The sequence below is a fragment of the Anoxynatronum sibiricum genome (genome assembly GCF_039414295.1).
Lineage (GTDB): Bacteria > Bacillota > Clostridia > Peptostreptococcales > Tindalliaceae > Anoxynatronum > Anoxynatronum sibiricum.
On record NZ_JBCITM010000007.1, the window covers coordinates 98,594 to 110,866 of the forward strand.

At 50.3% G+C, this 12,273-nt stretch carries 10 protein-coding genes; 2 read left to right on the plus strand and 8 right to left on the minus strand.

The window, feature by feature from the left end:
* Positions 1-37: 37 nt before the first annotated feature.
* The 7 genes from AAIG11_RS08625 to AAIG11_RS08655 all read right to left on the minus strand — a co-directional run bounded on the left by AAIG11_RS08625 (position 38) and on the right by AAIG11_RS08655 (position 7,844).
* Positions 38-1,753, minus strand: coding sequence for a B12-binding domain-containing radical SAM protein (locus tag AAIG11_RS08625; RefSeq protein WP_343185839.1), 1,716 nt, complete (start codon positions 1,751-1,753; stop codon positions 38-40).
* Positions 1,729-3,480: a B12-binding domain-containing radical SAM protein gene (locus tag AAIG11_RS08630; protein ID WP_343185840.1), complete on the minus strand. Its 1,752-nt coding sequence runs from the start codon at positions 3,478-3,480 to the stop codon at positions 1,729-1,731. Before AAIG11_RS08630 ends, AAIG11_RS08625 begins: the two co-directional genes overlap by 25 nt.
* 87 nt (positions 3,481-3,567) lie before the next feature.
* Complete coding sequence (locus tag AAIG11_RS08635; RefSeq protein WP_343185841.1) at positions 3,568-3,840, minus strand: Nif11-like leader peptide family RiPP precursor; 273 nt, start codon at positions 3,838-3,840, stop codon at positions 3,568-3,570.
* A gap of 15 nt (positions 3,841-3,855) precedes the next feature.
* Positions 3,856-4,062 (minus strand): hypothetical protein, encoded by a 207-nt coding sequence (locus AAIG11_RS08640; RefSeq protein WP_343185842.1) that lies wholly within the window; start codon positions 4,060-4,062, stop codon positions 3,856-3,858.
* Positions 4,059-4,541 (minus strand): methylated-DNA--[protein]-cysteine S-methyltransferase, encoded by a 483-nt coding sequence (locus tag AAIG11_RS08645; RefSeq protein ID WP_343185843.1) that lies wholly within the window; start codon positions 4,539-4,541, stop codon positions 4,059-4,061. The genes AAIG11_RS08640 and AAIG11_RS08645 overlap by 4 nt, the downstream gene beginning before the upstream one ends.
* A gap of 80 nt (positions 4,542-4,621) precedes the next feature.
* On the minus strand, positions 4,622-6,835 hold the full coding sequence (locus AAIG11_RS08650) for a DNA topoisomerase III (RefSeq protein ID WP_343185844.1): 2,214 nt from the start codon (positions 6,833-6,835) through the stop codon (positions 4,622-4,624).
* Positions 6,836-6,926: 91 nt separating this feature from the next.
* Positions 6,927-7,844 carry an aldo/keto reductase gene (locus AAIG11_RS08655; protein WP_343185918.1) on the minus strand — a complete coding sequence of 306 codons (918 nt, stop codon included), beginning with the start codon at positions 7,842-7,844 and terminating at the stop codon, positions 6,927-6,929.
* A gap of 215 nt (positions 7,845-8,059) precedes the next feature.
* Between AAIG11_RS08655 and AAIG11_RS08660 the strand changes: the two genes are divergently transcribed.
* Positions 8,060-9,292, plus strand: coding sequence for a glycoside hydrolase family 10-like protein (locus tag AAIG11_RS08660; RefSeq protein ID WP_343185845.1), 1,233 nt, complete (start codon positions 8,060-8,062; stop codon positions 9,290-9,292).
* A 173-nt stretch (positions 9,293-9,465) separates the two neighbouring features.
* Entirely contained in the window at positions 9,466-11,778 is a 2,313-nt protein-coding gene (locus AAIG11_RS08665) for an EAL domain-containing protein (RefSeq protein ID WP_343185846.1), read from the plus strand.
* Positions 11,779-11,893: 115 nt separating this feature from the next.
* Here the strand turns inward: AAIG11_RS08665 and AAIG11_RS08670 are convergent, their stop codons facing one another.
* Positions 11,894-12,271, minus strand: coding sequence for a gamma-glutamylcyclotransferase family protein (locus tag AAIG11_RS08670; protein WP_343185847.1), 378 nt, complete (start codon positions 12,269-12,271; stop codon positions 11,894-11,896).
* Between the last annotated feature and the right edge of the window lie 2 nt (positions 12,272-12,273).

The following is a 12,273-nucleotide window of genomic DNA, read 5'->3' on the forward strand; positions in this document are numbered from 1 at the left end:
GCGACGCCTCCAGTTCGAAGTTGAAGATCCCACAGCCTCACAGGCTAGGTGAAAACAGCACTAAATGTTTCCGACTCATTTCTTCAAGACAGGCTTTCACTTCTTCAGCGGATCGGTTCATCATACTGGCCATCTCTTTCGCAGAAGAAGTCCCCGAGCGAAGAAGGATCTCCACTTCCCCAGCACCCAAGGTTTTATAATCCACCATGTCATCCTCCACAGCGGACTGGATAATCCAGTTTTCTTTTTCGGATGCATCCATGTCCCACCACTCTTTCAACAGCCCCTGGAACTGATTGAGCTGCCGATGGTACGCCACCATGGCCGGGTCTTTGCAATAGATATACTTCAGATAGCCTGCGGCGATACCGTAACGAAAAGCCAACTGGAAATCCCTGCGAATACGCCAGGAGGGAATTTCTCCTTTGCTAAACTGCTCTTTCATCCTGTTGGAAATTCGGGTGAGAAAGACGGCGCGGCCTCTACAAATTTCCGGCAATGATAAACTGCAAGTCCGGTTCACCGGAAAATCCTCCAGCGAGGTGAGATATTCCTGGTCCTCCAGCTCGATATTAAAATTCTGGGGAGCTCTGGAGATCTCCGTGCCAGGCAATGGCATCAGAAAAGTGGTGGAAAGATCCATCATTCCCGGCGCAAGCTGAAGCAGATCAAGGGCATAACGAGTGGTCGTCTCAAGGGTTTTGGGAGTTTCAAAAGCTCCTCCGATGATGAAGTTCCCGGTGAGCTGGGGCAATCCTGCCTGATAACAGGCCGCCACCACCTCTCTGATATCTTCGGTACAGGCTTGTTTTCCGTAGGCATCGAGCACCCGGTCGACGCCAGATTCCAGGCCGATCTGCATGCGAACCATGCCGCTGTCCATCATATCCGGAATCAGCTCCGGGTGTTTGGATAGAAATCCCGGATGTCCTTCGCAGAACCAGACAAAATCATGGCTTTCCCGGAGTTTTTTCAACCCTTGAAGCAGGGCTTGAAGCCTCTTGAGGCTGGTGGTGAATGTATCGTCACAGAAGAACAGGTACCGGGGCCGCCTGCTTTTTTCCAGCCGAACCTGTATTTCTTCCAGAACAGCCTCTGCACTTCGCATTCTCAGGTTCTTGGAACGGCCACCTTCAAAGCAGAAGGCACAGCGATAGGGACAGCCTCTGGCGGTAATCACCGACAGCAGGGGTCTTTCGACGTAATTCAGTACCGCATCATCCTGAGGCAGTTGGTATTTGGAAAAATCTTTCAGTTGGATGTATTCCGCGTTTTTACCCGGGCAAATTTCGCCGGGTACGTTGATGTTGGTATTCTGGGTTTTGCCTTGTAGCCATGCAAAGAGAGATTCTTCCCCGTCCCCCTTGATGATGGCGTCGGCACCGTATCGATCCAAGTCTTTGTCGGTCATATGGAGAGTATGTGGACCTCCCACCACTAAATAAGTATCTTCTCTGATTCTTTTTTCCTTTTTTAAACCTTTGATAATGGCTGTCACTGCCGTTTGATTATCGAAATCACAATAAAAACAGACCGCGAAAAGCTGGTCTTTCAGTCTTTCGATGGTGTTGACAGCATCAGTGGTAATGCCCGTATAGGCCTTCGCCTCAAAACCATTGGCATTCAGCTGGGCTGCCAGGGTAATAATTCCCAGGTTTTCAATCATCTCGAAGGTTCGTCCCCTGACCATTCGCTGGGTATACACCAGCAACACCATTGGTTTCTTTTTTATGGCCTTTTGAATAAGATCCATTTGTTCTTCTCCATTTTATCCATGGATGCTTCCGCCTGCTGGTGGAAATCACCGAGCTGGTCCCCAGGATCCATCTTGGTTTTCGCCTGTTGAATGATTTCCTTTTTGGAAAGTTTGCCGCTGCATAAGGTCAGCAAGGTGTAGTCCACTGGATCCAGTTGTTTGTCATCAATACGGGGCATATCACTGCTCACGTCAGTATGCAGCCACATCTCAAAAGTACGGTGCGGCATGGCCGCTTCACACTGGCTTCCCATTTCACTGCCCAGCAGGAAATCGCCAGAAGCTCTCATTTTCCAGTAGGCATCATCAATTGGCAGATGTTTATAGACATATTCATTCCAACGGGTAAAAACGCCATAGCGGTGGCCCAGCCGATAGGCTTCCAGTATCACCTTTTCGGGAATTCGTCCATCTCGGTAGATCTTTCGCATTTCATTTTGAAGCCGGTTATTCGTCTGAAGACGTATGCTTGTCAGTTCTATAAAATCCAGTGCTTCTGTTCCCGAAAGTGGTATGTCTTCATTGCAGCAATCGATGAGATCTTCATAGATGTGCATTCCAAATTTTTCGGGATGCAGGGTAATTGGAGTTTGAGGAAAAGGAAGAAATGAAAAATAGGCAGTTTCAAACTGGCCCGGCGCCCGATGAAGCAGTTCCATGATCAAATCTTCCGATTCCTGAATGGTTTCTCTGGTTTCATGGGGGCCTCCCAGAATTATGTTGCCCGAAACAGCATGAATCCCCGATTCCACACAATGATCAATCACCTCCACTGCCATTTTTCGGGTGATTTTCTTGTTGTAGCTCTTTAGAACGGTATCGCTGCCGGATTCCAGCCCAAAAAAGATTTTTTTAAGCCCGGCATCTGCCAGGCTGCGGGCCATGGTACGGTGCTTGTCAATGATGGAAATATGGGCGCTGGCGAACCAAACAAAGTCATAGTCCTTGCGGATTTCTTTGATTTCGTCACAGATCAGTTGAACCCTTTTATGATCCAGGGTAAAAGTGTCATCCAGAAAATTGATGTAATGGATGGCGGGATTCCGTTTGAAGTTTTCCCGGATCTCTTTCATCAGTGAGGGAATTGAGTGACGGCGCACCCGTTTGGCATTGGCTCCCTCATAGCAAAAGGTGCAGCCAAAGGGGCAACCTCGTCCGGTTAATATGGGAAGAAGTCCGTAGTGTTTATAATCACTGGTCAAGGTGATGTCCGGCCAAGGGATTTCATCCAGTGTTTCTGGAGAGGTTCTTGGCGGCGTGGCCACAAGATGCGCCGACGCGTCCATAAAAACAATTCCCCGAATCGCCTCCAACGAACCTTTGCGGCGAATGAAGTATTCCATCAGTTCTGGAACCGTTTCTTCACCTTCACCAATACAGGCCGCTGCAATCCCGGTTTCTTTTAAAAACCTGGCATCCATTCCCACCGTTTGTGGGCCGCCTGCCAGCAGAATCACTTCCGGGTAGTCATTTTTCACTTTCTGGGCAAAGGTCTTAACCCAGTGGACGTTATCAAAATCACAATAAAATCCGATGATTTTGGGTGGTTCTTCAGTGTTCATGACGGTTTTCACATAGTTGACAGCTTCTTTGGCATAACCCTGAAACATCCGGGCATCATAGCCTTTTCGTATCAATAGCTGCATCAGTATGTTCATTCCCAGATTACTCCCAGGAACATACCCACTAATGTAGCGGTGTGACTTGATGAGTAGGATGTCCACGTTTTACCCCCCAAAGGAAAAGGAGACTGCTAACTGACCAGTCCCCACTCCAATTACCCGTGAAGGAGAATGCTTCCTTCAGGCCTGTTACATCTTTGTTGTTTGTACAGCAGTGAATGCATAATCCACTCCCACAATACTTAACCCGCCGGAAGCCTGATCCAGCTGATCATCTGTGAGGGGAGCATTTTTCTGAGCTTCTTCAAATGCTGCCTCAAACTCCTCTGCAGAACAAGTGTATCCCATTTTTGCAACAACTGCATCAAATTCTGCTTCGGTTTTTGCTTCGCCCACCTGTTTGGCAAGCTCCTTATCTGTTAACACCTTTGCAGCCAACGCCTTTGCTCCATCCATACTCATTTGTTTGCCTCCTTCTTACACAATGGGGTCAAGTTGCTGGAAATTTAATGCCTGCCGTTTCAGCCAAACTCCCTGTAAAGGGCTGATGATTTTTCCCGGCTTCAGGTCAAGTGAAACGTGCTTAAAGCCAGTGGAGAGCCTGATTTCATAATACTCGAAATATAATAAAAACACAAGCAGTTTTGTTTGTCGCAACTGCAGCAGGGTTTGTATCCGACTCATCGTTCGGGTATTATTCTCGTTGTTTTTCTTTCAAGTTCCAGCAAACGTTGTTTCAGGGCAAGCCCGCCCCGGTAGCCAGTGAGTGACCCATTGCTGCCGATCACCCGATGGCAGGGAATCAAAATGGGAATCGGATTATGGCGATTGGCCATCCCCACTGCCCGGGCGGCCCTGGGAGAACCCAGTTCAGCTGCTATTGCCTTGTAGGTGAGGGTTTCGCCATAGGGAATGGTCTTTACCCGGGCCCATGCATTTTGCAAAAAAGTGGTTCCCTCGGTTTTCAGAGGCAGGTGAAAGTGGCAGCGTTCACCTGCCAGATATTGGCGCAGCTGTTTTGCTGCTTCTCTCAAAAGGGCTGTTTCATGGATTTCCATATTCTGCGGCAGGGGATCCTCTTCAAAAAACAGGTGAGTAATGCTGCCGCTCTTTTCGGCAATGCCGAAATTTCCGGCTTCTGTTTCGTAGTAATATAGCGACACCTGATCACCTCATGTTATATTCATCAACACATTCAAACAAATAATAGATAGAACCACTGGCAAACATGCAGTCTGGCAGGTCACTGATCCAGCTTCAGTTTTGCCAGGGCATCAGCCAAAGCGGTGTTGATGGGTTCATCCTTGGCTTTTTCCTGGCTTTTCAGGTACTGGGCCACTTCTTTTTTCGAAACCCGACTGCCGCCTTCCTTTTTCTTTCGTGCTTCAAAAACACTGAGTTTTTCTCTGTAACCGCAGCGACAGACAAAAATGCGGCCTTCTCCTTCGCCCCGAAGCTCCAGTTTCTTCCGGCACTCAGGGCAACGGGCATTGGTCACCACCGCCACCGACTTTCGATGGCCGCATTCCCGATCCTGGCATACCAACATCTTTCCTTTCTTGCCTGCAACCTCCAGCAGGTATTTGCCGCATTCCGGGCATTTTTCCCGGGTAACGTTGTCATGCTTGAAAGTGGCCTCACTTTGTTTGATCTCTTTCACAATTTCTTTGGCATAGGTGCGCATGTCACTGACAAAGGTTTCTTTCTTCAGTTTGCCTCCGGCGATGGCTCCCAGCCGCTGCTCCCACTCTGCTGTCAACGCTGGAGATTTCAGGCCCTCCGGCACCAGGTTCAGCAGTTGTTTTCCCTTGGAGGTGATGTAAAGGGCATTGCCTCTTTTTTCCATAAGAAAGCTGTTTAGCAGTTTATCAATGATATCGGCCCGGGTGGCCACGGTTCCCAGTCCCCCGGTTTCACCCAGGGTGCGGGCCAGGTCTTTTCGCTGAGACGCCATGTATTTCGACGGATTTTCCATGGCCGCCAGCAGGGTGCCTTCGGTAAAGGGGGCTGGTGGTTTGGTTTTTCCCGTGGTGAGACGCAGGGTTTTCACAGGCAGCCGCTGGCCTTTTTCCAGTGCCGGCAGGGCTTGATCTTTCAGGTCTTCATCGCCATCATTTTCCGGCGACGCATCGTCAAGTTCCTTTTCCTGTTGGAAGACGGCTTTCCACCCCTGATCCCGGATGATTTTGCCCCGGGCGATGAACGTTTCATCGCCAATGGCGGCTTCCATCACTGTTTCGTCGTAGGTGAAAGGCGGAAAAAAAGCTGCCAGAAAACGCCGCACCACCAGATCGTAAATTTTCCGTTCCCCATCACTGAGATCTGCCAGAAAAGGGCTCACCTCTGTGGGAATGATGGCATGGTGATCAGTGACCCTGGCATCATCCACCACCTGCTTGCCTGCTTTGATTCCCTGGCGCAGCAATCGGCTTGCCAGGGGCGCATAGGGGCCCACACTGCAGGCATTCACCCGGTCTTTCAGAGTGGCTGTCATGTCAGAGGTCAGGTGCCGGGAATCGGTGCGGGGATAGGTGAGCACTTTGTGATGTTCATAGAGGCGTTGCGTCAGCGAGAGGGTTTCCTTGGCAGAAAATCCGAAACGGCTGTTGGCTTCCCGTTGCAGCAGGGTCAGGTCATAAAGACCGGGAGCCGGTTGTTGCCTGGCGTTTTTGCGGATACTCTGCAGGATGGCTGTTTCTCCCGAAAGACGTTGCTGCATCTGGGTCATCCGCTGTTGGTCAAAAGAGCGGGTGGCGTTGCTTTTAGCGTCCCGCCAGGTGAGTGTCAGACCGTTGGATTCGGCAATGAGGCCGTAATAAGTTTGGGGCTGGAACTGCTGAATCTCCTGCTCCCGCCAGGCCAGGATGGCCAGTGTGGGGGTCTGCACCCGGCCGCAGGAAAGCTGAGCATTATAACGGCAGGTGAGAGCCCGGGTGGCATTGATGCCCACCAGCCAGTCTGCCTCAGACCTGGCCACAGCAGCGGCATAGAGGTTTTCATACTGCTTGCCCTCTTTCAGGTTGCGAAAGCCTTCCTGAATGGCCTTGTCCGTGACAGAGGAAATCCAAAGCCGCTTCAGGGGTTTGTGCACCCCGGCTTTTTCCAGAATCCACCGGGCCACCAGCTCACCCTCCCGGCCTGCATCGGTGGCAATCACAATATCTGCCACGTCTTTCCGTTTCATCTGGCTGGTGACAGCCTGGTATTGCCTGCGGCTTTGGCCGATGACTTCCAGCTTCAGTTCCTTGGGCAGCATGGGCAGGTCTTCCAGCTTCCAGCTTTTGTACTTCTGATCATAGGTTTCAGGATCTGCCAATGTGACCAGGTGGCCCAGTGCCCAGGTAACAATCCACCTGTCGCCTTCCAGAAAACCGTTTCCTTTTTGCCGGCATTGAAGCACCCGGGCAATATCCCGGGCGACAGAGGGTTTCTCTGCCAGTACCAGTGATTTTTTCATCGTTTCATTTCATTCCTTTCATCAGTAAAAATCCCGGTAGGTACCGGGACAGAGACAGTCAACAATCTTTAATGAACCCAAAGGGTTTTGATCAGGGGAGGCGATTGCCTGCAGCCAGATACAACGCATACCACTCCTGACGGTTCAGGGAGATATGAGCGGCTTCACTGAGGGCTTCCAGCCGTTCTGGCCGGGTGGTGCCCACAACAGGTTGTATGCCTGCAGGGTGACGCATGATCCAGGCCAGGGCAATGGCGGAAGGTTGGGTGTTTTTGCTCTCTGCCATTCGCTCCAGTAATCGATTCAGCTCTAGGTAATCTCCGTGGCCGATGAAGCTGCCGGCCTCCGGGTTGATGGTGAGGGGTGACCAGGCCTGCAGTGTCATTCCTTTCGTTCGGCAGTAGTCCAGCACATAGCCGTCCCGGTTCAAGGCTGCCGTCTGGTTCATGTTCACATGCAAACCGGCATCCAGCAGGCTGGTGTTAGCCAGGCTCAGCTGCAGCTGATTTAATATCAGAGGTTGTTCCAGCTGCTGGTTCAGCACCTCAATTTGCAGCGGATGATGGTTGCTGACGCCAAAATAACGCACTTTTCCACTTTCGTGAAGCTGGCTGAAAGCTTCTGCCACTTCTGCCGGTTCCATGAGAGTGTCGGGCCGATGAAGCAGCAGTATATCCAGGTAATCTGTTTTCAGACGTTGAAGGCTTTCCTCCACCGAGGTCAGAAGATACTCCTTTGAAAAGTCGTAATACCCTTTCCGAATGCCACATTTGCTTTGAAGCAGGATCTGATCCCGCAATCCAGGGTGTTTCTCCATTACCTTCCCGAACACTTCCTCAGAACGACCGTCGCCATAGACATCAGCATGGTCGAAGTGGGTAACGCCCTTTTCAACAGCCGTCTGCACCAGTGCTGTTGCTTCTCTCGTAGAGAGTGTGTTCATCCGCAAACAGCCCAACACCAGTGATGGGGCGTTCAGGCTGCCCCGGGCCAGTTTCATCTGTGTCATCATCGATCCCGTCCACCTCTCACTTCTGATTTATGCTTTCCATTATAACAGATTTACACCTTAGGGGCATGGAATCAGTTGACTTCTCCCCCACTTTTCAGTATATTTACCTTAACTGCGTCACTCGTAACCGCCTCTTTTTTTCGGATATTCCTGATAGACAGCGGATCACGCGGATGACCTTGCCAACCATCACCCGAGAGGAGTTTCACAACATGTTGAAAAGAACTGGCCCCCTATGCTTTCTTGTGATTCTTTTTGTATTGACCACCGGACTAACTGCAGGTGCCGTTGCTCCTGAAAAAACCATCACTGAACGCCCGCCCATGCGGGGTCTTTGGGTGGCCTCGGTGCTGAACATCGACTACCCTTCCAAGCCCACCACAGACCCTGCCGTTCTGAAGGCAGAGGCCATCACTATTTTGGAAACTGCTGAGGCAGCCGGCCTCAATGCCATTTTTCTGCAAGTGCGTCCCACCGCCGATGCCTTTTACCAATCCCGTTATTTCCCCTGGTCCAGGTATCTCACCGGGAGTCAGGGCCTGGCACCCCAGGATGGTTTTGATCCTCTTCTATTTTGGGTGGAAGAGTCTCACCGCCGGGGCTTGGAGCTTCATGCCTGGTTGAACCCATACCGCATCACCCGCAAAACCAAGGATGAACCGGCTCATGACATTGCGGCTCTGGTGCCCTGGCATCCTGCCCGTCTCTATCCTCACCTGGTGGTGCACCATAGCGACGGCAACCTGTATTTCGACCCGGGCATCCCACAGGCCCGCCAGCTGATCATCGACAGCGCCCTTGAGCTGGTGGAAATGTACGATATCGACGGCATTCATTTTGACGACTATTTTTACCCCGGTACCACCTTCGACGATGCTGCCACGTATGCCAGCTATGGTGTCGGCTATGCGTCGGTGGAAGACTGGCGCCGGGATAATGTGAATACGCTGATCCGGGATCTTCACCAGGCCATTGAAGCCGTTGACCCCGAAGTGCGTTTTGGCATCAGCCCCTTTGGAATCTGGGCCAATAAAAGCTCTCATCCCCTGGGAAGCGAAACCCGGGGCAACCAAACCTATTTTTCCCACTATGCTGACCCTCTTGCCTGGATTCAGGAAGGCACTATTGATTACATTGCTCCTCAGATCTACTGGCACATTGGCTTCGATATTGCCGATTACCATACCCTTCTTGCCTGGTGGAACCAGGCAATGGCCGGCTCTGCCGTTGACCTTTACATTGGTCAGGCAGCCTACCGCGTTGGCAACTCCGACCCCGCCAGCCCCTGGCACGGTATCAGTGAAATGGACCGCCAGCTTCAGATGAATACTTGGTATCCGCTGGTGAAAGGCAGCATTTTCTATAACTACAGCGCTTTGAAACGCAACCCCGATTTAGTGACCCTGCTGAAGCACCATTTCCCTGAAGAGAAGACCGTTGACTAATTAACCATGGCGCATGCACTTTCAACCCCTCCCAGGATTTCCCCCTGGGAGGGGTTTTTTATCACCATGTAACACCACCCGGCATCATCCTGCTGGTTGATCAATTGTTTGATTGTCCATTGCTTTCTATTTCTTGATTGGGTATAATTACCTAATCAAGGGAGGTATGTCAGTTGGGAGTACGAAGATTTTCAGAAACATCTCTCCTATTAATGCTATTCTTTCTATATATCATCAGTGTCCTCGCAGCCAGCGACATATGGAGCAATCTCGCTTCTCCCCTGGTAGGCTTCGCGGCATCCCTAATTCTTTTCCATTCCGTCAAAACCCATGGACTGCCCCGCTTTCCATGGGTTTATCTGCTTGCATTCACCTCTGTCTGGACCTTTGCCGATTGCTGCTGGCTGGTGATGCAACACCTGCTGGAACTAGACCCAGCCGGAGTATACTGGCTGGAAGTGGTGTATATTCTCCCCAGTCTTTTTCTCATGTCTTTTTCCATCAGATACTTCAGGGAACATCTGCAAAAATGGAATGGCTATCAGCTGTTGCTGGATCTTCTGGCCGTTGTTTCCCTGGTGCTGATCTTTATGTGGGCTGTGATCTTTCTCAGAACCAATCTTCGTTTCCATGAAATCTACGGTTATATTCTGACAATAATTTATCTTTTTGCCGGCTTCTTTTCACTGACCAGTATGTTGCTCATTTATATTTCCAGCCGCGATGGCCGCATTCATCCTTCTTTTTATTATCTTTTCCTGGGAATCTTCATCTCTTCAGGCAACGATTTTTATTACGCCTACCTGACTTTGGCAGACTTGTATCAGGCGAACACCCTGGTGGACATTTTGTACCTTCTTCCCCTGATGCTCTTTTCCATCGCTTCCGTCCACGCCAGAAACTCCCTTTCGCCCACTGGCACTGATGAGTTATTGGTGCTGCCACAAAACTATGGCCGCAAAAAATCTGCCAGGCTGCTGCCATTTTTGCTGTTACTCCTGCTGCTGACAAAAACCTTTAGTATTGAGGCTTTTCTCGCCGCCACTTTTGTCATCATCCTCCATCAACTACTGACCAGTTATGTACAGACAAGTATACGAAATGAGTATTTACTGAAGAAAGAGCTGCAACTCAACGAACAACTGGAGCAACAAGTGGCCTCACGCAGCCATGATTTGATGAAAGCCAACGAAACTCTAAACTCACTGGCAAAGAAGGATTCTCTCACTGGCCTTTACAACCGCAGGTATTTCATCAACTGTCTTGACGACCGCTTAAATCTGCCGGAAGCCGCTCCCTTTGGCGTTTTCTATCTGGATTTGGATCGCTTCAAAGCTATCAATGATACCCATGGCCATGAGCTGGGGGATCAGGTACTGGTGAAGATCGGCCAGCGTATTGCAGCCGTCTGCCATCCCTCCAATGATTTTTTTCGCATTGGTGGTGATGAGTTTGCCATCCTCACTGCTCCAGGTCTCTCCATCGAAGATATTGACTATTTGTCGCAGCAGGTGGTAGAATCCATCAATCATCCCGTTGAAGTTCCTCCCTATACCTTCCACCTGGGTGTCAGTATTGGTGTTTCTCTTTATCCTGATGATGCAACCACCCGGGATTTGCTAATGAAATATGCAGATATGGCCATGTATGAAGCCAAGTATTCCCATCAGGACAGTGCCGCCCTTCGATTCAACAGCACGCTGAGGGAAAAAATCGAACGTAAGCATTCCCTTGAAATTCTGCTGAGAAATGCAAACTACTCCAAGGAGTTCCAGCTTTATTTCCAGCCACAGTTTCGCATTTCTGACCATGCTTTAGTGGGGATGGAGGCCTTGTTACGCTGGTTTCATCCTGGCCAGGGGATGATTTCTCCCGGCGAGTTCATTCCAGTGGCTGAAGAAACCGGCGTCATTCTTCCCATCACCGATTGGGTCTTTGACCAGGCTTACTTCACCATTGCCCAGGTACGCCAAGCCACCTCCATGCCTCTTCAAATGGGAATTAATCTGTCGCCAAAAATCATTGAAACTGCCGATCTTCTAATTTCTCTGAAGCAAAAGGGGGTGCGACATCGTGTTCCGTCCGATTGGATCGACCTGGAAGTCACGGAGAATTCAGCCATGAGCCTGCACTCAACCATTGAGGGTACTTTTGATCAGTTGAAGCAGTCCGGCTTTACCATTTCCATCGATGACTTCGGTACAGGTTACTCTTCCCTGAGTTATATCAGGCGCTTTGGGATTGATCGTTTGAAAATCGCCAAAGAACTGGTGGACAATGTGGCTCATGACCGTAACTCCCAACTGATCATCCAAGCTATCATTATGATGGCTAAGGGGATGAACCTGCGCACCATTGCAGAAGGTGTTGAACATCAGGATCAGTTGGATGTTCTCAAAGAAATGGGCTGCGATGAAATGCAGGGATACCTGTGGGGTCGTCCGGTGCCCTTCGAAACCTTCAAACAGCAATACCTTCCACAATGACTCTCAATCCAAACCAGTGCTCTGCCAGTTGATATGGACGGCAGATTTTGTCTATACAGTTTCCAGACTCATGCAAAAGAGACATGCCCTCAGCATGTCTCTTTTGCATTTCCGGCTATAATGACCAGGGTTGCTGCCGAAGGGGAACTGCCGATTTTTCATCCACCGGCAACTGGTACACATAACCGTATACCTCTTCCAATGTATCAGCCGCCACCCTCACAGCCATCTTGACACGCCTGTATTCTCCTCCTTCATCTTCCAACTCATCCAGTTGCGCCAGCGTCGTTTCGTTAATCCGATAAACCTCACCCTTTACCTCACTGCCTGCGGATGGCACCATTCCCGGATACGCTCCCAAATGGTAGAGCTGGTAACCCTGCACAATACCTTCTCCCAAACGCTGTGAGTTGCTGAGGTAATGGTGATTGCTTTGCCTCTGCATAAGGGTTCCATAAACAAACACCTGCACTTCCATTGATGATTGATCCACAC